The organism is Streptomyces sp. NPDC015532 (genome assembly GCF_043078065.1).
Lineage (GTDB): Bacteria > Actinomycetota > Actinomycetes > Streptomycetales > Streptomycetaceae > Streptomyces.
This window is the reverse complement of record NZ_JBIBSY010000012.1, coordinates 58717-83282: the sequence shown is the minus strand read 5'-3', so window position 1 is coordinate 83282 and position 24566 is coordinate 58717. Positions and strand designations below refer to the sequence as shown.

General features: G+C 71.2%; 17 protein-coding genes and 1 pseudogene. 4 read left to right on the top strand and 14 right to left on the bottom strand.

Annotation, left to right across the window (positions count from 1 at the left end):
• Positions 1–86 precede the first annotated feature (86 nt).
• The 3 genes from ACF07B_RS29990 to ACF07B_RS29980 form a co-directional block, all read right to left on the bottom strand.
• Positions 87–713: a hypothetical protein gene (locus ACF07B_RS29990; protein ID WP_392181255.1), complete on the bottom strand. Its 627-nt coding sequence runs from the start codon at positions 711–713 to the stop codon at positions 87–89.
• Between the two features lie 68 nt (positions 714–781).
• A complete protein-coding gene (locus ACF07B_RS29985) occupies positions 782–1483 on the bottom strand; it encodes a ribonuclease HII (protein ID WP_392181254.1) in 702 nt (233 codons plus the stop codon).
• A gap of 483 nt (positions 1484–1966) precedes the next feature.
• Entirely contained in the window at positions 1967–2590 is a 624-nt protein-coding gene (locus ACF07B_RS29980; protein WP_384234066.1) for a TetR/AcrR family transcriptional regulator, read from the bottom strand.
• A 185-nt stretch (positions 2591–2775) separates the two neighbouring features.
• On the opposite strand from ACF07B_RS29980, the gene ACF07B_RS29975 reads away from it, so the two are divergent.
• A complete protein-coding gene (locus ACF07B_RS29975) occupies positions 2776–4374 on the top strand; it encodes an MFS transporter (RefSeq protein ID WP_392181253.1) in 1599 nt (532 codons plus the stop codon).
• A gap of 106 nt (positions 4375–4480) precedes the next feature.
• On the opposite strand, the gene ACF07B_RS29970 is transcribed toward ACF07B_RS29975, so the two are convergent.
• From ACF07B_RS29970 to ACF07B_RS29955, 4 genes and pseudogenes are all read right to left on the bottom strand, one after another.
• The gene (locus ACF07B_RS29970; protein WP_392181377.1) at positions 4481–5959 is read right to left on the bottom strand and encodes a DUF4153 domain-containing protein; all 1479 of its coding nucleotides are present in this window, start codon (positions 5957–5959) and stop codon (positions 4481–4483) included.
• Between the two features lie 821 nt (positions 5960–6780).
• Positions 6781–7713 (bottom strand): ADP-ribosylglycohydrolase family protein, encoded by a 933-nt coding sequence (locus tag ACF07B_RS29965; RefSeq protein WP_392181252.1) that lies wholly within the window; start codon positions 7711–7713, stop codon positions 6781–6783.
• Between the two features lie 12 nt (positions 7714–7725).
• Positions 7726–8386: pseudogene (locus ACF07B_RS29960) on the bottom strand (histidine phosphatase family protein).
• A 105-nt stretch (positions 8387–8491) separates the two neighbouring features.
• Complete coding sequence (locus ACF07B_RS29955) at positions 8492–9097, bottom strand: YdbC family protein (RefSeq protein ID WP_326785093.1); 606 nt, start codon at positions 9095–9097, stop codon at positions 8492–8494.
• A gap of 154 nt (positions 9098–9251) precedes the next feature.
• Between ACF07B_RS29955 and ACF07B_RS29950 the strand changes: the two genes are divergently transcribed.
• Positions 9252–9785, top strand: coding sequence for a TerD family protein (locus tag ACF07B_RS29950; protein WP_392181251.1), 534 nt, complete (start codon positions 9252–9254; stop codon positions 9783–9785).
• A 70-nt stretch (positions 9786–9855) separates the two neighbouring features.
• On the opposite strand, the gene ACF07B_RS29945 is transcribed toward ACF07B_RS29950, so the two are convergent.
• The 3 genes from ACF07B_RS29945 to nrdR all read right to left on the bottom strand — a co-directional run bounded on the left by ACF07B_RS29945 (position 9856) and on the right by nrdR (position 14369).
• Positions 9856–10536 (bottom strand): DUF6215 domain-containing protein, encoded by a 681-nt coding sequence (locus ACF07B_RS29945; RefSeq protein ID WP_392181250.1) that lies wholly within the window; start codon positions 10534–10536, stop codon positions 9856–9858.
• Between the two features lie 227 nt (positions 10537–10763).
• Entirely contained in the window at positions 10764–13655 is a 2892-nt protein-coding gene (locus ACF07B_RS29940) for a vitamin B12-dependent ribonucleotide reductase (protein ID WP_392181249.1), read from the bottom strand.
• A gap of 162 nt (positions 13656–13817) precedes the next feature.
• Positions 13818–14369 carry a transcriptional regulator NrdR gene (gene nrdR / locus ACF07B_RS29935; RefSeq protein WP_362394681.1) on the bottom strand — a complete coding sequence of 184 codons (552 nt, stop codon included), beginning with the start codon at positions 14367–14369 and terminating at the stop codon, positions 13818–13820.
• A gap of 519 nt (positions 14370–14888) precedes the next feature.
• Here nrdR and lexA point away from each other — a divergent pair.
• Positions 14889–15665, top strand: coding sequence for a transcriptional repressor LexA (gene lexA, locus ACF07B_RS29930; protein ID WP_103549644.1), 777 nt, complete (start codon positions 14889–14891; stop codon positions 15663–15665).
• 134 nt (positions 15666–15799) lie between these two features.
• Here the strand turns inward: lexA and ACF07B_RS29925 are convergent, their stop codons facing one another.
• From ACF07B_RS29925 to ACF07B_RS29910, 4 genes are all read right to left on the bottom strand, one after another.
• On the bottom strand, positions 15800–17839 hold the full coding sequence (locus tag ACF07B_RS29925) for an ATP-dependent DNA helicase (protein ID WP_392181248.1): 2040 nt from the start codon (positions 17837–17839) through the stop codon (positions 15800–15802).
• Positions 17840–18313: 474 nt separating this feature from the next.
• On the bottom strand, positions 18314–19165 hold the full coding sequence (locus tag ACF07B_RS29920; protein WP_392181247.1) for a GNAT family N-acetyltransferase: 852 nt from the start codon (positions 19163–19165) through the stop codon (positions 18314–18316).
• A gap of 39 nt (positions 19166–19204) precedes the next feature.
• Positions 19205–21226, bottom strand: a complete 2022-nt coding sequence (locus ACF07B_RS29915) for an IucA/IucC family protein (RefSeq protein WP_392181246.1) — start codon at positions 21224–21226, stop codon at positions 19205–19207.
• A gap of 223 nt (positions 21227–21449) precedes the next feature.
• Positions 21450–22940 (bottom strand): diaminobutyrate--2-oxoglutarate transaminase family protein, encoded by a 1491-nt coding sequence (locus tag ACF07B_RS29910; protein ID WP_392181245.1) that lies wholly within the window; start codon positions 22938–22940, stop codon positions 21450–21452.
• 349 nt (positions 22941–23289) lie between these two features.
• Between ACF07B_RS29910 and ACF07B_RS29905 the strand changes: the two genes are divergently transcribed.
• Entirely contained in the window at positions 23290–24519 is a 1230-nt protein-coding gene (locus ACF07B_RS29905; protein WP_369479495.1) for a serine protease, read from the top strand.
• Positions 24520–24566: the final 47 nt, after the last annotated feature.

Here is a 24566-nt window from a genome sequence, read left to right as displayed (position 1 = left end):
CGCCGAGGCGACCGCCGTGCAGGTGCCGCCGTGGCGGCACCCTCAGCGTTCCGCCGGGCGCGTTCCGGACCGGGTCCGGAACGTGCTCAGACGCCTGCGGCCAGGACCGAGTTGATCTGCTGCGGGTCACCGCAGACGATCAGCAGGGCACCGGCCCGGCCGAGGGCCAGAGGCAGGGCGGTCGCGGCGACCGCGCCGGAACCACCGTTGACCGCGACCACGACCACGGGACGGGAAGCGACACGGCCGGCGGCAGCGGCGTCGGCGTAGAAGACGTCGTCGCCGGCGTCGTGCTGCGCCCAGTAGGCGGCCTCGCCGAAGGAGAGTTCGTGCGCGGCCCACGGGTGCGGATCGCCGGTGGTGATCACCAGCACCTCACCGGGAGCGCGGCCCGACTCCAGCAGCAGGTCGACGGCTTCTTCCGCGGCGTCCAGCGCACCGTCGGCCGAGGCCGGGACGAGCTGGATCTGCGCGGTGCCGGCCACGGGTGCGACCGGCTCGGGGGACGGCCCCGGCGCGGCCACGACCGGCTCGCGCGGGGTGCGTTGGGCCGGCATGGGCCGGACAGGACCCGGACGGCCGGGACGCGGCGGGGCCGCGGGACGGGGACCGGGTACAGGGCGAGGGGTCGGCGCGGTACGGCCACTGGCCGGAGTGACGCGGGGACCCTGGGCACTCTCGTGAATCTGAGGCTCCTCGGGAATGAGAGGCATGAGCTGATGTCTATCAAACGCCGGTGCGATTCGCCCCGGCGGGTGGCACATGAGTGCGAACGGAATCGTCAGAAATCGAAGCCGAGCTGGCCCTCGATCTCCGGAACGCTTCCATCCGCCAAGCTGCGGACCTTCTTGAGGTGCCGCCACTGGGGCAGCGCATCAAGATACGCCCACGACAACCGGTGGTACGGGGTGGGGCCCCGCTCCTCCAGCGCGGCTTTGTGGACCGGCGACGGGTACCCGGCGTTGGCCGCAAAGCCGAAGTCTGCATGGTCGATACCCAGTTCGGCCATCATTTTGTCGCGCTGCACCTTGGCGATCACCGAGGCCGCCGCGACGGCGATGCAGGACTGGTCGCCCTTGATCACCGTGCGGACCCTCCAGGGAGCGCCGAGATAGTCGTGCTTCCCGTCGAGAATGACCGCGTCGGGGCGGACCGGCAAGGCGTCCAGGGCGCGTCCGGCCGCGAGGCGCAGCGCGGCCGTCATGCCCAGTCGGTCGATCTCCTCCGGGGAGGCGTGCCCGAGGGCGTACGCCGTCACCCATTTCTCCAACTCCACGGCGAGCGCGGTCCTGCGCTTGACGGTCAGGAGCTTGGAGTCGGTGAGGCCTTCGGGCGCGCGGCGCAGTCCGGTGACGGCGGCGCAGACGGTGACAGGGCCGGCCCAGGCACCGCGCCCCACCTCGTCGACACCGGCGATGACCTTCGCACCGGTCGTGGCGCGGAGGGAGCGCTCGACGGTATGAGTGGGGGGTTCGTACGGCATGGCGCACTCAGACTACGCCGCCCGCGGCCCCTCGCGACACCCAGGTCCCCGGGCCGCCAGAAAGCCCTCCCCGGCGCCGCCGGAGCAGCCCCGCGCACGCCGACCGACCACCCCTCGCGAACCGACAGGAGCTCCCTCACGGACCAGCCGTCCCGCCCCCACACACAAGCCGGCCCGCCCGCGCGCACTCACCATCCGGCCCTCACACACCAACCAGCCGGCCAGCCCTCGCACACCCGCCCGACCTGTCCGCGGACAGCCGCCGGCCGACCCTCCCTGACCGACAGACCGGCCCTCGAACACCGGCCGGCCGACGCTCGCACACCAACCAGGCCGGCCGACCTGCCCGCGCACACCCGCCGACCGGCCAGCGCAGGCCGCTCGGCCAACCCACGTGCACCGGCCAACCCACGTACACCGGCCGGCCCGCGCACACCGGCCGGCCAACCCGCGCAGACCCGTCGGCCAACCCGCACGGGCCCGTCAGCCGGCCCGCACGCACAGCAGCGGGACCATCATCTGGTCGATCATCTCCTGGAGATCGAGCTCGCTCCATTCGCTCGCGCACACCTTGGAGCGGTACATCATCATCGCCGGGACGGCGTCGAAGACATACGAGTTCGCCGCGTCGGGACGCACCTCACCCCGCTCGATCCCGCGCTGAACGACCTCGCGGAGCAGGTGCAGGGTGGGCTCGACGACCCCACCGCGGATGACGAGGTTGAAGCGTTCGGCCTGCCTCACATCGCATTCGTGAAGCACCGAGCGAAGCGCGATTCCCGGCGGCGAGAACATCGCCTCACGTACCCGCCGGCACACCTCCAGCAGGTCCTCCCGGACACTGCCGAGGTCGGGAGCCCGGGTCAGGTCCGGCAGTCCGGCCTGGAGCGCGTCCGCGACCAGGTCAACCTTCGAGGGCCAGCGGCGGTAGACCGCGGCCTTGCCGGTCTGCGCCCCGGCGGCCACCCCCTCCATGGTGAGGCCGTTCCAGCCGACCGCGCCGAGCTGTTCCAGCGCGGCTTCCAGGATCGCGCGCTCGAGCACGGCGCCGCGCCGGCGCGAGGGGGGCGCCTGAGCGGGGGCGGCCGTCCAACGCGAAGTAGCCATCAGAGTGTCTCCGTCGTACGGGGGAGCGGTATTCGGGGAGCCGGGCCTTCGTGCGGGACGGATGACCGGCTCGTCGCCACCGGGCAGCGACTTCAGTGAACGCTTGCGTTCACTGACGGGGAGTCACTACCGTTGACGTGCAAGTGAACGCGAGCGTTCACTAACTCACTTGTGGGGGAAGCATAGTGACAACCTCTCAGTTGATTAAGGACAGCGAACCGGGAGCGGCCCGCCGGGAGGGACATCCCGGCATCGCACTCACCGTCATCGCGGCCTGCCAACTCATGGTGGTACTCGACGCGACGATTGTGAACATCGCACTCCCGCACATTCAAGACGCCCTCAATTTCAGCACCACCGACCTGACATGGGTGATCAGCTCCTACACCCTCACCTTCGGTGGCCTGCTGCTTCTCGGCGCGCGGGCGGGCGACATCCTCGGCCGGCGCCGGGTCTTCATGACCGGCATCCTGCTGTTCACCTTCGCCTCGCTGCTCGGCGGACTCGCCCAGGAGCCCTGGCAGTTGCTGGCGGCTCGGGCCCTTCAGGGCATGGGTGGCGCGATCGCCTCGCCGACGTCGCTGGCCCTGATCACGACGACCTTCCCCGAGGGCCCGGAGCGGAACCGGGCGTTCGCGGTCTTCGCGACGGTCTCGGCCGGCGGCGGCGCCATCGGCCTGCTCGCCGGAGGCATGCTCACGGAGTGGCTCGACTGGCGATGGGTCCTCTTCGTCAACGTGCCCATCGGCATCCTGATCGCCGTTCTCGCGCCGCTGTACATCAACGAGTCCCAGCGCCACCCGGGACGCTTCGACTTCGCGGGTGCCTTCACCTCGACGGCCGGCATGGCGTCCCTGGTCTACGGCTTCATCCGCTCGGCGGAGTACGGCTGGCGGGACGGTCTCACGATCGGTTCGTTCGCCGCGGCCGCGGCCCTGCTGCTGGCCTTCGGGATCATCGAGACGCGCGCGAGGGAACCCATCACCCCGCTGAGGATGTTCGCCGACCGCAACCGTTCGGGCACGTATCTGATCATGCTGAGCCTCGCCGCCGCGATGTTCGGCATGTTCTTCTACATCGTGCTCTTCGTGCAGAACGTGTTGGGGTACACCCCGATCTCGGCCGGTGTGGCCTTCCTCCCGGTGACGGTCGCGATCGCGGTCGGCGCGGGTCTGTCGCAGCGCTTCCTGCCGGTGCTCGGCCCCAAGCCGTTCATGGTCACCGGCTCGTCACTCGTCGCCCTCGGACTCGGCTGGCTGACCTTCATCGGCCCCGACGACTCCTACGCCGGCGGAGTCCTCGGCCCGATGCTGCTGTTCGGCTTCGGCATGGGCCTGAACTTCGTGACGCTGACGGTCACCGCCGTCTCCGGTGTCGCCCAGCACGAGGCGGGGGCGGCCTCCGGCCTGCTCAACGTCACGCAGCAGGTGGGCGGTTCGCTCGGCCTCTCCATCCTCACCACGGTCTTCGGCACGGCCAGCCGCGACGAGGCGCAGAAGCAGGTACCGAAGTTCCTGGCGGACGGCTCGGCCGAGCAGAAGGCGGAGTTCGCCAAGACCCAGCAGCTGCCCGCCCCTTGGGGTCACGACGTGCTCGCCCACGGCATTTCGACCGCCTTCATACCGGCGGTGGGAATGGCTCTGCTGGCCCTGACCACCGCGACACTGGTGATCAAGGTCCGCAAGAGCGACCTGGACGCTCTCGCCGGTACGGCGGGACCGGCCGCGGGCCGAGGGGCGGCCGGCGACGGCCCCGCGGGCCGGACCGTGGTCCGGGTCAGGTAGACCCGGGTGACCGCGGTCCGGCCGTCCGCGACACGAAGCCGGTGACCAGACCCATGGACCTCGACGTGGACGTGGACACTGACGTGGACGCGCCGGAGCAACGCGATCAGCGGTACTCGGGGAACTCCGTCAACGAGTTGCACTCACTCTCGCTGATGGACTCGGCGGGCGGGTGGTCCCGGAGGATGTCCCAGGCCCGGGCCTCACCCCAACTGGTCGCGTACCAGGGCGCGTCGTCCTGACCCAGTTCGTCGGCGATCGGTCTCAGCACGCAGGAACGTATCGGCTCCTTGAGCTTGTCGAGGGCGGGTACGGCGTCGGCCGACAGATCGCGGGCGTACAGGATGTCGAACTTGCCCGTGTCCTCGTACCGCTGGACGTTCTTCTCGGCGATGAGGCTGTCGGGCGACATCAGCCCGAACGCGAGGACGCCGGCCGCAGCGCTGGCCGCGACGGCGCGGGGCAGCCAACGGGCGCCCCACACACCGGCCGCCATGATGAGCACGATGACCAGGCCCAGCCACAGCTCCCCGGCCAGCACCGAGATCCTCAGTCGCGTCAGCCCATAGGCCTCCACATACATGTCCATACGTCGCACGGCGGATGCCACGACAACGAGCGCCAGGCCGCAGAGGGTTCCCAGCACAGCCCGCACCAGCGTCCGGTCGCCGGCGCCGTCCCGCGGTGCCCAGCGCAGCGCGAACACCACGACGAGCAGGGTCAGCAGCGTGACGAACAGCAGCTGCCAGAAACCCTGGCGCGCGTACTCGGCGTACGACTGGCCGGTCTTCTTCAGCACGGCGTCGTAACCGCCGAGGAGCACGACGAGCTGCACCGCGTTGAAGGCCGCGAAGAGCACGGTGAGCACGATCAGCGGAAGGGCCCACTCGACACGGTTGCGCGGGCGGCCGGGCCGCACCACGACCCGGTCCAGTCGCACCGGTGCGGCCGCCGTGTGGGCCACGGCCACTGCCACGACCAGGCCCGACACCAGAAGCACCACACGCCAGGGTCCACCGGTGACCGAGGTGTCCGGCACCAGTTCGCCGAGCAGATCGGCGAAGGCGGCGTCGGCTCCGGCGAACAACGCCCCGAAGACGAGCAGCAGGACGGCGCTCACCACGAACGCGCGGAGCCCGACGCCCAGCCCCCGACGGGCTCCGCCGAATCGTTCCCGCAGTCCGCGCCAGCCCCAGGCGACGCCCGTGACCACCGAGTTGACGACGCCGACGGGACCGAGCAGGACCGCGGGCCAGGTGCGGCCGCCGTTGAGCGCGAGCGAGCCGAGCCCGATCGCCGTCGCGACCGCCAGGAACGACGGCCAGTCCGCGTCCCGCAGAGCGGGCACGGCCAGCAGACCGATACCGCCGACGCCCCAGACCACGCTCCACGCGCGCGTGCGGCGCCCCGCGTCCCGGCCCGCGAAGTACGCGGCGAGCGCCGCCGGGATCGCGACCAGCAGAAGGTTGATCGCCAGACCGCCGTCGAGGAGCAGCATGCTCAGCACACCGGTCGCGAGCACGGCCCACAGCGTGGGTGTACGCACCGGGGCGGGCGCCGTGGCCCACAGCTCCGGTGACCACAGGTCGGGGGCGGCCGACGGGGCCGGCCTACCGGTCCTCGCCTGCGGCGATCGCGAGGCATGGGACCGCGATCGGCCGCCGGCCCCGGCCACCCGCTCGGACGAGGCCCGCGCGCCCTGCTCCTGCCCGCCGCCGGTCACCTCGTCACCACTGGAGGCGTCCGAACCACCGGGTCCGTCCACACCCCTGGACACATCCGCACCCTCGGATGCGCCCGCACCCTCCCGTTCGGCCCCGCCTTCAGGCTCGTCCACATCCCCCGGCGCGTCCGCACCCCCGGGCACATCCCCGCCCTCGGATGCGCCCGCACCCCCGGGCACGTCTCCGCCCCCGGAGTCACCCGCACCCCCCGGTTCGGCCGGCTTCGCCGGCGCGTCCGAACCGGATTCCGGTCGCCGCACCGTGGGTCCCGGTTCGGCCGGGCCCGTGGAGTCCGCGGAATCCGGTGTCCGCGCGGGCCGGGACCCGGCTCCCGGACTCCCCGCGCCCGCCTCCGGGCTCTTCCGCTGCGCCGATGCCCCCTCTACGGGCTCCACTGGCTCGGGCGTGGACGGTATGTCGGACAAGGGATCCCCTCCCAGCCGGTCACCGGGCAGCCCTGACTGCGCCACTGGGGCGGGGAGGCTGTCGGCCGGTGTTTCGTCGGCACACGCCCGCCATGATCAACGGGCGGCGTGGCGCACACGGTAGCCGGGGGCAAAGCGGTCCACGAGGGCGCTGCGGCGCTGTAGCAAGCCTGTGACACAGCCCAGCACCCCTCCGCGCCCAGGGTGCGCGCGGCCCTCCCGCGGCCAAGGGCCCAGGAGCCCCCCTGCCGTGCGTCCTACGCGCCGCCCGCGCCACTCCGGGACGGGAGGCCCGGCAGCCATTCCGGCAGCGTCTCCGTGGCGTCCAGCCATGCCGCCGGGGGCGCTCCCGCCTTCCCGGAGGCGGCGACCACGCCGCCCACGATGGAGCACGTCGTGTCCACGTCGCCACCGACCTGGGCGGTGGTCCAGAAGCCCTCTTCGTAGTCACCGAGGGCGCGGGCCGCGGACCACAGGGCGAAGGGCACGGTGTCGTGCGCCGACGTACGCCGGCCGCAGCCGAGCACGGCGGCCACGGTCGCGGCGTCCCCGTAGTCGAGCATGTCGCGGGCGCGCCTCAGCCCGGCCCCCACCGCGCTGCGCGGTACGAGCGCGATGACGCCGTCCAGCAGCGCCTCGGCGCTGGGCGGGCCCGCCGGATCAGCGGCCAGCGCGGCGGCCGCGGCGACGGCCATGGCGCCCACCACGGCCTCGCGGTGCTGGTGCGTCGGATAGGCGGAGATCTCCGCCTGGTGGGTCGCCTGCTCCGGGTCGTCGGCGTACCAGGCGCCCAGCGGGGCGATCCGCATCGCGGCGCCGTTGCCCCAGGAGCCCTGCCCCTTGAAGAGGGCCGACGCGAGCTCGCGCCAGTCTCCGCCCTCCCGGATCAGCCGCAGCAGCCGGTTGACCGCCGGGCCGTAGCCCCGGTCGAAGTCGTGGTGGTGGGCGAAGGAGTGCGCCAGCGCGTCCTGGTCGACGCGGTGGTGCGTGGCCAGGACGGCGACCACGGAGCAGGCCATCTCGGTGTCGTCGGTCCACTGCCAGGGTCGGGGCGGCAGCTCTCGGCGCTTGAGCAGCGGGTAGTTCGCGGGCACGAAGAACTGCGAGCCCAGCGCGTCTCCCACCGCGATTCCGCGCAGGCTGGCGAGGGCGCGCTCGAAGCGCCCGTCGGGAGAGGAGTCAGCGATCATCGCCCTGCCACTCTATCCGGTGGCTCCGTACGATTTCCGGATCACGCCACTGCTCGAAGGAACGGTCGAGGGTGTAGCGGCCGTCCTCCCCCAGAACGAGCATCCTCACCTCCGCGTTCCCCGGGTTGGCGAGCGATTCGAACTCGGCGACCGACCAGTGGAACCAGCGCATGCAGAACAGCCGCATGGCCAGGCCATGGGTCACCAGGAGCACGTTCGGCGGGTGGTCGGGGGCCTCGAAGCTCCGGTACAGGCTCTCCAGGAAGCCGCCGACCCGGTCGTACACGTCGGCGCCCGACTCGCCCTGCGCGAACCGGTAGAAGAAGTGCCCGTACGCGTCGCGATACGCCTTCTGAAGACGTACGTCGTCACGGTCCTGCCAGTTGCCCCAGTCCTGCTCGCGCAGTCGCGGTTCCTCGCGCACCCGGACGAGCCCGGGGTCGAGGTGGAACGCCTGGAACGTCTCGTGGGTACGACGGTAGGGCGAGACGTAAACGCTTACGCGCTCCCCTCCGAAGAGTTCGCGCAGCTGTTTGCCGGTGTTCTCCGCCTGCTGCCACCCCGTCTCCGTGAGCGCCAGAGCGTGGTCGGGCTCGCGTTCGTACACGGTGTCGTCGGCGTTGCCCACCGACTCGCCGTGCCGGACAAGGACGATGCGCCGTGGTCGTGCCATGCCAAAACCCTAGATCGTGCCGGCGCAGTTCGAGCGGTCGTACGCTCTCATAAGGCGCAGGTCACACCGTTCCCGCACATCAGTTCGCCCGGCGGGAGGGTGCCGTCAGACGATCCAGCCGGGTTCCAGCTGTACGACGTCCCCCGCGAGGGCGGCTATGTCGGCGTCCAGCTGGGCGCGCAGCGCGAGCCTCTCCAGCCGCTCGGCGCGGTATTTGCCGTGCTCGGCGGCCGACCTCCACATGGACAGGACCAGGAACTCGCTGCCGGGCGCCTCGCCGAACATGCCCCGGATCATGCCGGGCGAACCGGCCATCGCCGGGTTCCAGACCTTCTCCTGCATGAGCGCGAAGTGTTCCGCGCGCTCCTCGTGGACACGGCAGTGCGCGACCCGGACCACGTCGGAGTCCGTGAAGCGCGGCTCGAAGCCCGTCTTCACGTCGAAGCGGTAGTCGAACAGCTTGACCTGGGAGTCCTTGAACGTGCCCGACTGCGATGCGGCGAGCCGGTCATGGGACCGGGCCATGAAGGAGTCGTAGAAGGCGCGGCTCTCCCAGAAGGAGAAGATGTGAGCGACTCCGGACCGTCCCGCGCTCCATCCTCCGCCCTGTCCCCGGAATCCCGGCTCTCCCAGAAGCCCCGCCCACTTTCGCTGCCCCCGTTCGAAACCGCGGCGGTCGACCACGGTGCAGCGAATCCACTTGACCAGCACCGCGCCATCGTAAGGCCCCGGAACGTGGCGCCGGTCACGCTCGGGCGGAGTGGATCCGGGCGCACGCCCCGGCGTGCATGGCACGATGGACAACCGGCCCTACTCTCAGGGGAGTTGGTTTGGCCGCTGTTGAGGAACGGGGAGGGGACATCCGGTGAACGGTCTCAACAAGGGAATCCGCAAAGCCGAGTTGGCGATCAAGTGGGATCCCAGTCCCGCGGGTGAGCCCGCGACCGATCTCGACATCGTCGCGGCGACGTATCTGGCGTCCGCGCCACATGGAAACCCGGACTACGTAGTGTATTTCGGCAGCCGTTCTCCGGACGGCACCATCTATCTGGACCGCGACAGCAAGGACGGCAAGGGCTTCGGCTGGGACGAGGTCATGACCCTGGAACTCGATCGCCTGGACAGCCGTTACGGGCGCGTGGTCGTCGGTGTCCTCATCCAGCAGCGCACCGAGTCCAGGACCTTCGTCGGTGTCCTCAACCCCGCTTTCCGCCTGCGCGAGGGCTACACCGTCCTGACCGAGGGCGACTTCGGCGACGTCCTGGGCTCGACGGCGGCGACCATCGGGGAGTTCGTGCGCGACCACTCCGGGGAATGGACGTTCCACCCGGGCATCCACGGCTTCGACACCGATCCGGCGACCTTCGCGCGGGTCATGGGCAGCCCGCAGGAGGCGTGAGGCACAGCCCGGTGTCTTCGCGTCCGCGCTGTGCCGGCCGTCGGTTCCGCGCTCGCCGGGCGCCGGGTGTTCAGCCGGTCTTCCAGCCCGGGACCGTCGGCAGCACCAGCTCGGCGACGCGGAACAGCGCCGCGTCGTCGGGCACCACGTCGTCCTGACGCCAGATGGCGATCTCGAACGAACCGCCGCCGTCCTTCGGGTCCTTGGCGACCAGCAGACTGCGGGCGATGCCGCCGGGGCCGCTCTCGGCCTTGCCGGAGCCGAAGGTGAGGGCGATCGTCCGGTCCGAGTAGAGGACCGCCGGGTGGCCCAGGATCTGCCTCGGCTCCGCCTTCGGCAGCAGATCGAGACCCTGGGAGACGGAGAGCCGGTCGTCGGAGGCCGACAGCTTCACGGAGTACGTCTTCAGCGTGACGTTCGCTTCCGGGCTGGCGATCCTGGTGCCGCCGTCGAGGGTGATCCAGCTGTCGTGGCCGTCGGCCGTCCGCGCGCGCTCGTCGGGCGTCCCGAGGAGGGCCGGCAGGTCCGCGCGGTTGAGTGCCTGGCACAGCTGCTCACCGGAGACGCGCTTCGGCGGCGGGGTGCCGACCCGGTCGGAGCACCTGACCGGGTCGCCCGTGCCGTTGTTGTTCGGAAGAGCCCCCGAAAGCCCCCATATGCCCCCCGTGACGCCCGCGACCAGCACCACCGCCGCGACGGCCTGAACCCCCGCGTTCAGGCCTCTCCTCGATCCCGCCACCCTGTCGGCCATGTCCCCCGCCCTCCCCCTGCGCGCTCCGTGCGCGCGGAGGGAGACTAGCCGTTGATCGTTTCGGGGGAAAGGCGAATTTCGCCGGATCCGCCTCCGGACCCGGCGGTACCCGCCGGCAACGCCGAGGGCGGTGGAGCCGACTGCTCGCTCCACCGCCCTGATCAGCTGTTCACGCCCGACAGGCGCTCGGTGTCAGCCGCGACCGCTCGCCGGACCGGCGCCCGGTGTCAGCTGCAACCGCTGGTCGAACCGCAACCCTCGCAGATGTAGCAGGACCCGGCCCGCTGCATCTTCGTGCCGCAGGAGAAGCAGAGCGGGGCGTCGGCCTGGATGCCCAGCTGCATCTCCACCAGCTCGGCGCTGGTGTGGACCTGCTTCGGGGCGGGCTCCGCCACGACGGCCTTGGGGGCGGCGACGGCCTTCAGCTCCTGCGCGCGGGGCGCGGACTGGGCCAGACCCTCCACGTCGAGCTCGTCTTCGGAGGGCTCGTAGGAACCCGTCTCCAGGTGACGCTGACGCTCCTCGGCGGAGTGGATGCCGAGCGCGGAGCGCGTCTCGAAGGGCAGGAAGTCCAGCGCCAGGCGGCGGAAGATGTAGTCGACGATCGACTGCGCCATCCGCACGTCCGGGTCGTCCGTCATGCCGGCCGGCTCGAAGCGCATGTTGGTGAACTTCGAGACGTACGTCTCCAGCGGCACGCCGTACTGGAGGCCGACCGAGACGGCGATCGAGAAGGCGTCCATCATGCCCGCGAGGGTGGAACCCTGCTTCGACATCTTCAGGAAGACCTCGCCGAGACCGTCGTCGGGGTAGGAGTTGGCGGTCATGTAGCCCTCGGCGCCGCCGACCGTGAAGGACGTGGTGATGCCGGGACGGCCCTTGGGCAGACGCTTGCGGACCGGGCGGTACTCGACGACCTTCTCGACCGCGGTACGGATGGTCTCCTCGGCCTTGGCCGTGACCTCGGTCTTCTCCTTCTCCTTGGTCTTGGCGGAGAGGGGCTGGCCGACCTTGCAGTTGTCGCGGTAGATCGCGAGCGCCTTGACGCCCATCTTCCACGCCTCGAAGTAGACCTCTTCGACGTCCTCGACGGTCGCCGTCTCCGGCAGGTTGACCGTCTTGGAGAGCGCGCCGGAGATCCACGGCTGGATCGCGGCCATCATGCGGACGTGGCCCATCGCGGAGATGGAACGCTCGCCCATGGCGCAGTCGAAGACCTCGTAGTGCTCGTGCTTGAGGCCCGGGGCGTCGACGACATTGCCGTTCTCGGCGATGTGGGCGACGACCGCCTCGATCTGCTCCTCCTGGTAACCCAGGCGGCGCAGGGCCTGCGGCACGGTGCCGTTGACGATCTGCATCGAGCCGCCGCCGACCAGCTTCTTGAACTTGACCAGCGCGAGGTCGGGCTCGAGGCCGGTGGTGTCGCAGGACATCGCGAGACCGATGGTGCCGGTCGGGGCGATGACGGAGGCCTGCGCGTTGCGGAAGCCGTTCTTCTCGCCGAGGCGGATCACGTCCTGCCAGGCCTCCGTGGCGGCGGCCCAGATCGGGGTGTCCAGGTCGTCCACACGGACGGCCGAGGTGTTGGCGTCGGCGTGCTGCTTCATGACGCGCTGGTGGGGCTGCGCGTTGCGGGCGTAGCCGTCGTACGGGCCGACGACCGCGGCGAGCTCGGCGGAGCGCTTGTACGACCTGCCGGTCATCAGGGAGGTGATGGCGCCGGCGAGCGCGCGGCCGCCGTCGGAGTCGTACGCGTGGCCGGTCGCCATCAGGAGGGCGCCGAGGTTGGCGTAGCCGATGCCGAGCTGACGGAAGGCGCGGGTGTTCTCGCCGATCTTCTCGGTCGGGAAGTCGGCGAAGCAGATGGAGATGTCCATCGCGGTGATGACCAGCTCGACGACCTGGGCGAAGCGCTCGACGTCGAAGGACTGGTGGCCCTTGCCGTCGTCCTTCAGGAACTTCATCAGGTTCAGCGAGGCGAGGTTGCAGGACGTGTTGTCCAGGTGCATGTACTCGCTGCACGGGTTCGAGCCGTTGATACGACCGGACTCCGGGCACGTGTGCCAGTGGTTGATCGTGTCGTCGTACTGGATGCCCGGGTCGGCGCAGGCCCAGGCGGCCTCGGCCATCTTCCGGAAGAGCGACTTGGCGTCGACCTCCTCGATGACCTCTCCGGTCATGCGCGAGGTGAGAGCGAACTTCCCGCCGTCCTCGACCGCCTTCATGAACGTGTCGTTCACGCGGACCGAGTTGTTGGCGTTCTGGTACTGGACGGACGTGATGTCGTCGCCGCCCAGGTCCATGTCGAAGCCCGCGTCGCGCAGGGCGCGGATCTTCTCCTCTTCCTTCACCTTGGTCTCGATGAAGTCCTCGATGTCGGGGTGGTCGACGTCGAGGATGACCATCTTGGCCGCGCGGCGGGTGGCGCCGCCCGACTTGATCGTTCCTGCGGAGGCGTCGGCACCGCGCATGAAGGAGACGGGACCCGAGGCGTTGCCGCCCGAGGAGAGGAGCTCCTTGGAGGAGCGGATGCGGGAGAGGTTCAGGCCGGCACCGGAGCCGCCCTTGAAGATCATGCCCTCTTCCTTGTACCAGTCGAGGATCGACTCCATGGAGTCGTCGACGGCCAGGATGAAGCAGGCGGAGACCTGCTGGGGCTGGGGGGTCCCGACGTTGAACCAGACCGGGCTGTTGAAGCTGAAGATCTGGTGCAGGAGGGCGTACGCCAGCTCGTGCTCGAAGATCTCGGCGTCGGCGGGCGAAGCGAAGTACTTGAAGTCCTCGCCGGCCTTCCGGTACGTCTTCACGATGCGGTCGATGAGCTGCCTCAGGCTCACCTCGCGCTGCGGGGTGCCGACGGCACCGCGGAAGTACTTGCTGGTGACGATGTTGACCGCGTTCACCGACCAGAAGCCGGGGAACTCGACGCCACGCTGCTCGAAGTTGACCGAGCCGTCGCGCCAGTTGGTCATGACGACGTCACGGCGCTCCCATTCCACCTCGTCGTACGGGTGCACGCCGGGGGTGGTGTGAATGCGCTCGATGCGCAGTCCCTTGCTGGCCTTGGCTCCGCTCTTCGCGCGGGAACCTCGTGCCGGACCGCTCGCCGTCTCTGTCATGCCGCCTCCCAGTAACAGGCTAAAACGCGCTGAAGTGCCGCGAACTTCCCGTGGCACCGTCTGTGTCTGATGCTGCGGGTGCCGCTGACGCGGCCTGACGCAGCAGGTCTGTGGTCGCCGCCCGTGGGCGGGGCCGGACGTCCCTGAGGGTCCGGCCCTCGGTCAGTCGGCGGCGGTGGCGGGCACGGGAACCTCCACGGTTCCGCCGCGCCCGCGGTCGGTCTCCTGGCGCACCGCGTCCGGGACGTCGTCGTCCTCGGCGGGGCGCTGATTCACCTGCCTGAGTTCCGCGATGGCGGCTTCGAAGTCGTCGAGCGAGTCGAAGGCCCGGTACACGGACGCGAACCTCATGTAGGCCACGAGGTCGAGTTCCTGCAAGGGTCCGAGTATGGCCAGCCCCACGTCGTGGGTGGTCAGCTCGGCGCTTCCGGTGGCTCGCACGGCCTCTTCGACCCGCTGGCCGAGCTGGGCGAGCGCGTCCTCGGTGACGGGCCGCCCCTGGCACGCCTTGCGCACGCCGTTGATGACCTTGATGCGGCTGAAGGGCTCGGTCACACCGGAGCGCTTCACCACCATCAGCGAGCACGTCTCCACGGTCGTGAAACGACGGGAGCAGTCGGGGCACTGGCGGCGCCTGCGGATCGACGTGCCGTCGTCGGTCGTACGACTGTCGACGACGCGGCTGTCCGGGTGCCTGCAGAAGGGGCAGTGCATGGCTCCAACCCTCCTTCACAGCACGACTCAGGGACCTCGCGAGACCTCACCGGTCCCTCGAAGCAGCCTCAAGCATAGGCGATGCCCGAGGGTCCTGAGACCCGGGGGACCACAACTTCTGGGATGCCTTGGCAATCCAACCACTAGATGTGGGGATCGGCTCGTGAATTCGCCCACGACGCGCGTGTCGTACACGTAAGGGCACGTGCCGCACAGGCATACCCATCCCGGACACACGGGGATAGCGTGGGCGGCACACGGAAGAGGGCCGCTTCCCGGCCGTTCGGCCGGCGGATGGCAGACTGGACGGCGGCCCAGGTCAGCCGGTACGGCCGCCGCCTCCGGCGGTGAAGGGTACAGCGACGGACCCTTTCACCCGTCACGCACATCGCCCAGCCATACACCCGGACACATGCCCACGTCAGGCAATTCGCGGTTTTTCACTCGAACGTGTGTTTGGCGCAACCTTTCGAAAGCAACTACCGTTGTCCAGCAGGGAGACCATCGAGAGGGGCCGACGTGACCACGACCGCAGACAGCGCCACCATCACCGCCCAGGACCGCTCCCAGGGCCGACTCGAGCCGGTGCATGTGATGAACGAAGCCGCGAATCATGAGGGGCCAAAGCGCTCCTTGCCTGGCCGACCTCCAGGCATCCGGGCCGACAGCTCGGGACTCACGGACCGGCAGCGCCGGGTGATCGAGGTGATCCGGGACTCCGTGCAGCGGCGCGGCTACCCGCCGTCGATGCGGGAGATCGGGCAGGCCGTCGGCCTTTCCAGCACCTCCTCCGTCGCACATCAGCTGATGGCATTGGAGCGCAAGGGCTTCCTGCGGCGAGACCCGCACCGCCCGCGCGCCTACGAGGTACGGGGCTCCGACCAGTCGTCGGTGCAGCCGACGGACACGGCCGGCAAGCCGGCCGCGTCCTATGTGCCGCTCGTCGGCCGGATCGCCGCCGGTGGCCCGATCCTCGCCGAGGAGTCGGTGGAGGACGTGTTCCCTCTCCCCCGCCAGCTCGTCGGCGACGGGGAGCTGTTCGTCCTCAAGGTCGTCGGTGACTCGATGATCGAGGCCGCCATCTGCGACGGGGACTGGGTGACGGTCCGCCGCCAGCCGGTCGCCGAGAACGGCGACATCGTCGCCGCGATGCTGGACGGCGAAGCCACGGTGAAGCGATTCAAGCGCGAGGACGGACACGTGTGGCTGCTGCCGCACAACTCGGCGTACCAGCCGATCCCCGGCGACGAGGCGACCATCCTCGGAAAGGTCGTCGCCGTGCTGCGCCGGGTGTGACACCGCGACGGGCGGTCCACCGCCCCCGCCCCTGACCGGGCCCCGGAACCAACTGCGCCGGTTCCGGGGTCCTGTTCGTTCGCCCGCCGGTCCCGTCCGGTCACCGGGCGGCCGGACGGACCCGCGGAGGCGCGCTACGCGTCCTCCGCCTCGATCTCGGTCTCGTCCGCCTGGACTGCCGCGTCGTCGGCTCGCGCCGCCGCCTCTTCGGTCATCCGGGCCTTCTCGTCGATCGCCGCGAGGGATCGACGGACCTGGTTCGGGTCGGTGGTGTACCAGAAGCCGGGGAGCGAGGCCTTCAGATAACTGCCGTAGCGGGCCGTGGCCAGTCGCTGGTCCAGCACGGCGACGACCCCCCGGTCCCCCGAGGCGCGGACGAGACGCCCGGCGCCCTGGGCCATGAGGAGCGCGGCGTGGGTGGCGGCGACGGCCATGAAGCCGTTCCCCCCGTTCTCCTCGACCGCTTTCTGGCGTGCGCTCATCAGCGGGTCGTCGGGGCGCGGGAAGGGAATCTTGTCCATGACGACCAGCTGACAGCTGGGGCCCGGCACGTCCACGCCCTGCCAGAGCGAGAGCGTGCCGAACAGACAGGTTTTCGGGTCGGCCGAGAAGTTCTTGATCAGCTCGCCGAGCGTCTCCTCGCCCTGGAGCAGGATCGGGTACTCGGGGATGCGGGTCCGCAGTTCCTCCGCCGCGAGCTGGGCCGCGCGCATCGAGGAGAACAGACCGAGCGTACGGCCGCCGGCGGCCTGGATCAGCTCGGTGAGCTCGTCGAGCATGTCCCCTCGGTCGGCGTCCCGCGCGGGGCGCGAGAGATGCCGGGCGACGTACAGGATGCCCTGCCGGGGGTAGTCGAAGGGCGAGCCGACGTCGACGCCCTTCCACTGGGGGAGGTCCTCGCCCTCGGTGCCTTCGGGGGCGAGCCCCATCGACGCTCCCACGCCGTTGAAGTCGCCGCCGAGCTTGAGGGTCGCGGACGTCAGGACGACCGAGCGGTCGGCGAACAGCTTCTCCCTGAGGAGCCCGGACACGTTCATCGGAGCGACCCGGAGCGAGGCTCCGAAACGGTCGTGACGCTCGTACCAGACGACGTCCCACTCGGAGCCGTTGGCGATGCGCTCCGCCACGGAGTGCACGGCCTCGACGGACGCCAGGGCCTGCTTGCGTACGGCGTCCTCGTCCTGGACGGACTTGTCGCGGGTGGACCCCAGGGCGGTGATCACCGTCCGTGCGGCGTCGCGCAGCGCCATCAGCGCGTATCCGAGGTCCTCGGGGATCTCCTCCAGGCGGCCCGGCAGAGCCAGCTCCATCAGGCGTTCGAAGCCCTCGGCGGCGGTCTGGAGCTGGTCGGCGGCCTTTTCGTTGACGAGCTTGGCGGAGCGGCGCACGGCACGGTTGACCTGTCCCGGTGTGAGCTCGCCGGTGGCGACGCCGGTGACCCGGGAGACCAGCTCGTGGGCCTCGTCGACGATCAGCACCTCGTGCTGCGGCAGGACCGGCGCGCCCTCGATGGCGTCGATCGCGAGCAGCGCGTGGTTGGTGACGACGACCTCGGCGAGCTTGGCCCGCTCGCGGGACATCTCGGCGAAGCACTCCGCTCCGTAGGCGCATTTCGTGGCGCCGAGGCATTCCCGGGAGGACACCGACACCTGGCCCCAGGCCCGGTCGGAGACACCGGGTGTGAGGTCGTCCCGGTCACCGGTCTCGGTCTCGTCCGACCAGTCGCGCAGCCGCAGCAGGTCCTGTCCCAGCTTGCTGGTGGGCGCGGCGGCCTCGAACGGGTCGAAGAGGCCCTCTTCCTCGTCCTGCGGCACGCCCTCGTGCAGGCGGTGCAGGCACAGGTAGTTCGACCGGCCCTTCAGCATCGCGAACTCGGGGCGGCGCCGCAGCAGCGGGTGCAGCGCGTCGACGGTGCGCGGCAGGTCCCGCTCCACGAGCTGGCGCTGGAGCGCCAGGGTGGCGGTGGCCACGACCACCCGCTCACCGTGCGCGAGCGCGGGCACCAGATAGCCGAGCGACTTTCCGGTGCCGGTGCCCGCCTGGATCAGGAGGTGGGAATTGTCGTCGATGGCGGCGGCGACGGATTCGGCCATCGTCACCTGGCCGGGGCGCTCCGTGCCGCCGACAGCGGTGACGGCAGCATGCAGGAGTTCGGGGAGTGAGGGCTTTGTCATAGCGCTGCCAGCCTACGGGGCGCCACTGACAACCGAGCGATCAAGTCCGGAACCGACGCCGTGATCATGGCGGGCGCGGGATGGGGGATCGAGGCTGGTGAAAGCGTCCGGGGACGGTGCCGTGGACGGCGGAGCGCGGCCGCGCCGGACGGTCGCGGCACCCGTCCCGGCGCGACAGGACACCGTCCTGACACGGCAGACCGCCGTCCCGGCGCGGCAGGCCGCCGTTCCGGCCTGGCCGCGTCATCGGTGTGCGGCTCGGGTGGGTCGTCAGAGGCGGGCGTCTCCCGGGCGTCCGGGACAGCGGATGGAGGGGACACGGAAACTCCTCGACGGGACGGCGGGACCGGATCGGGGCGGGACCGGATCGGGGCGAGTGGTCGGCGGGCGGCCGGTGGCCCGCGAGCCACGGCGGCCGGCGGACCACGAGAGACGGCTCGGCCACAAGTCATCGCTGGGCCGGGAGCGACCGCTCTACAGCAGATCGCGCAAGGACCGGTCCCGGATCATGAGAGCCCCTCTTTTGCCGGGCAGATCGACCTCGGCCGAGAACCGGAATCCGGCGCTCAGGAACGCGGACACGGAGGGGGTGTTGCGGAGATCGGGTTCCGCGACGACCCGAGCGCACGAGGGGCGCCGGTCCAGCACGTGGTCGGCGACGGCTCTGAGCAGGGTGGACCCGAGGCCTCGCCCTCGGTCGGCGACACCGCCGATGAGGAGGTGGATCCCGGTGTCGTGGGGGCGGGCGGGGTAGTGGCGTGCCAGGGGGTCCAGATCCGCGCGGTAGATCTCCCAGTAGCTCATCGGGGTGCCGTCGAGCACCCCGATGCACGGGACGCTGCGTCCGTCGCCGTCGAGCTGCCGGAGCACATGCTCCTCGACCACGGACTCGGGCCCCGCCAGCTCCCAGAACTCCGCGACGGCGGGATCGTTCATCCAGCGGTGGACGAGGGCCAGGTCGCGGTCGCCGCGCACCGGAACGAGGTGCAGGGCGCCCGCGGTCGTCCTGGCCGGCCCCCAGTCGCCGACACGGTCGAGCAGATCGTCCGCGCCCGGGGTCTCCTCCCAGGATCCGCCCGGAGCCCCGTGGACCGTGCCCGCCGTGGTCCTGTGAGCGGTCCCGCCCGCGGTCCTGTCCCGAGAGGCGGTGTCCCCGGCGAACAGGGCGATCAGTTCGTCCGAGAGGCGCAGGTCGAGCGTGTCCTCGCAGTCCGAGGCGGCGCCTGGGTCGAAGCCGGTGCCCGCGCGGGATCCTGGCGCGGATCCTCGGTCGGTTCGGGCGGCGCGGGCGGTGCCGGCGTCGGTGCTCTCATCGGTGGGAGGCACGACGACGCTCCTCTCGGGAGACGGGGTGGGTCAAGTCCCTCAGGAATGAAGGGGGTTGGCGATGGTGACGTAGACGGACTGGGTGTCGACGGGACCGACGAGCTCGTCGAGGCCGTGCAGCCGGGTGAGCAGGTTGGCCTTGCAGCGCAGGACGGGTGAGTCGAGCAGCAGCGCGGGCAGCGGCGTGCGCAGCCGGGCCGGTCCGGTGGCCACGCCGCCGAGGAAGCGCCGGAACGCGGCGAGCAACAGGTTCTCGTCGGCGAGCCGTTGGGAGCCGAAGGCTCCGATGAGGCCGAACACGTTGTTGATGGCCAGGTAGTAGGCGAAGCGCTCGTCGGTGATCTCGTCGGAGACGAAGGTGTCGCTCCGCGCGCCGATGCCGGGCAGCCGGTGGTCGAGTTCCGCGCGCCGGGACGCGCGGAAGTAGTAGCCCTGGTTGTCACGGTAGCGGCCGCCGGTGGGCCAGCCGTGCGCGTCCAGCAGGAGCAGAGTGTTCTGCTGGTGCGCCTCCAGGGCGATGCCCGCCTCGCTGTCCAGCCAGAGCACGGGTCGTACGACCTGTTCGAGGTAGCGCAGGAACCATTCGGTGGCGACGGCGCCGCGCGGACGGCCGGTCCGGCCCGCGAGCCCGGTGACGATCTCGGTGAGCCGGGAGCGCATGAAGGGACCGCGCTCGGCCGGGTTGTGCGTGCCCAGTCGCGCGTACGGCCGGGGTGAGACCAGCCCCGCGACGCAGCCGACGTCGTCCGTGGGCCGGAACGGGTTGTGGCGGATCATCACGTCGAGCCCGGGAAGCGGGTTGCCGTCCCGGTCGTCGACGGCGAGCCAGGACGGGTCGCGGACGATGTCGAAGCCCGGGTGGACGGAGTGCCACTGCTCGAACAGGCCGCCGCGCAGCAGGCGGTGGACCTCCGCGCCGCGGTGGAGTTCCTTGCGGAGGTTCTCCCGACGGGAGTTGGTGATGCGCAGGCCCAGTGACAGCTTCAGCATCGCGGGGGCACCGGAGCGGTAGACCGTGCGGACGGAGGACGTGGGGTGCCACGGGGCGCCCCGCGGACCGAGGTCGCGGAGCAGTCCGGCATCCAGCAGGGCCGCGGTCCCGGGGCGGTGCCGGACCTCGCGCATCTGCCAGGGGTGCAGGGGCAGTACGGCGGCGTAGCCCTCGGGGAGGGCCATTCCGGGCCCGGCCAGCCGCATGGTCAGCTGCTCCGCCGACACGGGGCGGCCGCGTTCCGTCCAGGCCGAGTCGGAGGCCAGCACCGAGGGGGCGACCGCCATCCAGTGCAGGGGGAAGGAGCCGCGCAACTCGGGTGAGTAGAGCCTGCCCTCCGCGTCGGAGAGGCCGTCGCGCCCCTTCGGGGTCGGGTGCAGGGGGTGGCCGAGGAGGAGCGCCTGTTCCGCGGCGAGGAAGAGGTCGGGTGGGTCGGCGGGGTGTTCCCTGCGGTCCCTGATGAACACGGCGGTGCGCCGGACCGAGTCGGCCACGCGGCCGACGAGGTCGGCGCCCTCACCGGCCGGGCTGTCCGTGTCCCGGGCGCCGGCCTCGCCCGGCCCGGCCGCCGCCGGTTCGCCGCGGGGGGCCGGGGGCGCGGGGAGTCGCGTTTCCGCTGCCGGTGCCGCGGGGGCCGACTGCCGGGCGAAGAGGGCCGCCAGGGTCACCGCGTCGACGGCCGGTGCCTGTGCGGGGGCTCCGGCGAGGAGGGGAAGCCCGAAGCGGTGCCAGCCGGAGGGGGACCAGTGGTGGACGGGAACGAGCAGGGTCGCTCCGCTGGCCGGCAGGGGGATGCGCAGGGTGCCGTCGTGAGGGGCGGCCAGGTTGTTCTCCCGTACCCAGCAGCGCAGCAGGTTCTCGACCGCCGCCGCCTGAGCCGCCGTCCGGAGGTCGGGGTGGTCGAGGAGGTCCAGCAGGTCGACGGTGGCCCCGCCCGGCCGCGCCGGCGCCCGGTCCGCCTCCGTCTGCCGGGGAACGGACTCCGGTCCGGGCAGGCGCGGGGCCGGGCTGCCGACGGCCGTTCGCTCGTACGGGGAGGGCGGGCTGTCGGACGCGGGTGTGGTGTTCACGAGGAGTTCCTTGCGGGTCGTTCGGGCTCGTGCGGCGACGGGACCGGGGCGGAGCCGGGGTGCGTCGCGCACTCGGTGTTCCTGGTCGGTCGGTGGGGCGGGGAGGTCGGTGGGCCCGGCCGGTTCCTCGCCGGCCCGGCCCGCCGGTTCCGTGGTGTCCTCGGGCGGGTGTTCCGGCGGGTCCCACCGGATTGCGTACGCCCGGTGCGGAGGAGGCCGGCCGTCACTCGGGACCGTCGGCACCCCGAGACCTGTCCCTTCCGGGTCTCCCGTCACGCAGGATCGTCGCGCTCACCGCGCTCACCGCGCTCACCGCGTCCGCGAGCCGGTCGAGCACGGCCGACGCCTGTTCGTCGCTGATCGTCAGAGGAGGAAGGAGTCGTACGACGCTGGACCGGCGGCCGCCGAGTTCCACGATCAGACCTCGGCGCAGGCACTCCCGCTGGACGGCGGCGGCGAGTTCGGGGGCGGCCGGGCGGGGGCCGTCGGGCGTGGGGCCGTCGGGGGTGGGCTGCGGCGGCCCTACGGGATCGACGAGTTCGAGGCCGATCATCAGACCACGGCCGCGTACGTCGCCGACGCAGGGGAACTCCGTGGCGAGGGCGCGCAGCCGGTCCAGCATGCGGGCCCCGACGGTCGCCGCGCGTTCGGCGAGGCCGTTCTCGCGGACGTACGCCAGGGTGGCCGTGCCGGCGGCCATGGCCAGCTGGTTGCCGCGGAAGGTGCCGGCGTGGGCGCCGGGCTCCCAGACGTCGAGGTCGTCGCGGTAGACGATGACGGCCAGGGGCAGGCTGCCGCCGATGGCCTTGGACAGCACCATCACGTCCGGGGTGATCCCGCTGTGTTCCACCGCCCAGAAGGCGCCGGTCCGCCCCACTCCCGTCTGGACCTCGTCCACGATCAGCGGGATGGACCGGGTCCGTGTGATCTCGCGCATCCGCCGTGTCCAGGCGTCCGGCGCGGGAATGACCCCGCCCTCGCCCTGGACGGGCTCGAAGATCATGCCGGCGGGGAGCGGAACGCCCGACTTGGTGTCGTCGAGCAGGGACTCCGTCCAGCGCGCGCCGAGTTCGGCGCCGCGGTCGCCGCCGATGCCGAACGGGCAGCGGTAGTCCTGCGGATAGGGCAGGCGCGCGACGCGCACGTCGGTCGCGCCGCCTGACGCGTCGAGCGCCCCCGCTGTCATCCCGTGGTAGGCGCCGGTGAACGCGAGCATGCCGGTGCGGCCGGTGGCCGCGCGCACCAGTTTGAACGCGGCCTCCACGGCGTCCGTCCCGGCCGGTCCGCAGAACTGGACCCGCGCGCGCTCGGCGAACCGCGGCGGAAGCGTGCGGAACAGCTCGGTGGTGAAGGCGTCCTTGACCGGTGTCGCGAGGTCCAGGACGTGCAGGGGCGCCCCCGAGTCGAGGACCTTTCTGATCGCTTCCAGGACGACGGGGTGATTGTGTCCGAGCGCCAGGGTCCCGGCTCCGGAGAGGCAGTCGAGATAGCGGCGCCCGTCGGCACCCTCGATCGTCAGCCCGCGGGCCCGTACGGGAACGATCGGAAGGGCGCGCGCGTAGGTGCGGGCCGCCGATTCGCGCGCCGACTGGCGCCGCAGAATGCCTTCGTGCGCGGCGCGCGCCCGCTCGGGCGTTTCGGCGCCGGTGGCCCGCGCCTCCTCGGATGTCCCTGGCGCCCCCACCGGCACCACCGCTGACTCGGTCACGGCCACGACTTCAGGTCCTCCCGCAGTTCAGAGGCGAGTTGGCAGAAGGGTCCGGATCCAGGCGGCAGGCCCCCCGTACGTACCAACGACGCCGGTCGCGTTGGGAAGCGGGTGAATCCGAGGTTCCTCGCCGGTTCCTCGCCGGATGGATCGGCGGCGCTCCCGGTGGCGCTCCGTCAGAGACCCTCGGGCAGCGCGGGAGCGCCCCCGTAGCGGAACCGTTGCCGTTCTGTCAGGCGTCCCGCATGGCGACCGCATAGTCTGTGATGCCGTTCGGCCCCGCCGAACGAGCCGCTCAGGCGCCCGCAGACACACCGCACCGCACCGTTCCCATGATTTCAGGGGGAGTTACACCATGCGATCCATACGCCCGCCCTTCGCCACCCGTCGAGGCAGGAGCGCGCGCCGCAGAACGTCCCCCGTGCTGGCCGCCGTCGGCCTCGCCGCGGCCCTGACGCTGACGGCCACCGCCTGTGACTCGGGCAGCGACACGGCGAGCGGTGAGCCGACCGCCTCCGCGTCCCAGGGCGGTGACGGAAAGATCCAGATCCCGGACGACATCAAGAACAGGCTCAAAGAGCACGGCATCGATGTCGACAAGTGGAAGAAAGGCGCCTGGAAGAACTGGGACCGGGACGAATGGCTGCGCCAGGCCGACGACTTCATCAACCCGATCATCAAGGACCTCTGGGACCCGGCCCGCATGCGCGGCGCCGACGACCCGGACAAGAACAAGGGCGTCGACGACGCCGACCTCAGCGGTGACCAGGGCGTCACCGACCCGGAACCGGCCCCGGTGACGGCTCGGGCCGTGAAGGCGTCGTACCACGCGGTCGTGCCCGAGGCGGGCAAGGTGTTCTTCGACGCCCCCGAGGGCACCATGGTCTGCTCGGCGACGGTGGTCGAGGACCCGGCGCACCCGGGCAAGTCCAACCTCGTGTGGACCGCGGGCCACTGCGTGCACGCCGGCAAGAAGGGCGGCTGGTACCGCAACATCGCCTTCGTGCCCTCGTACAACGACGCCGGCAGGACGGAGGCGCAGTTGGAGAGCGCCCCGCGCGAGGAGGTCGCTCCGTACGGTGTCTGGTGGAGCGACTGGGCGCAGACCTCGGACCAGTGGATCGAGCAGGGCGGTTCCACGGGCGGCCAGGGAGCCTCGTACGACTACGCGGTGCTGCATGTGACGCCGGAGAAGGGCGGCAACGGCAAGTCCCTTGAGGAGACGGTGGGTTCGGCGCTGCCGGTGAACTTCAACGCTCCGGCCGTGCCCCAGGTGTCGAGCATCACGGCCACCGGGTACCCGGCCGCGGCGCCGTTCGACGGCCAGAGGCTGTACCAGTGCACGGACAAGCCGGGACGGCTGTCGGTCGCGCAGTCCGACCCGACCATGTACCGCATCGGCTGCACGATGACCGGCGGCTCCTCGGGCGGCGGCTGGGTGGCCACGGGTTCGGACGGCAAGCCGGCTCTGGTCTCCAACACCTCGATCGGCCCGGTCAAGTTCGGCTGGCTGGCGGGCCCGCGGCTGGGCGATGTGGCCAAGGGTGTGTACGACTCGGTGAGCGCGAAGTTCGCCGGACGGTGACACGCACGGCGTGATGGGCCGGTACGCGCGAAGGCCCGCCCCCTCGG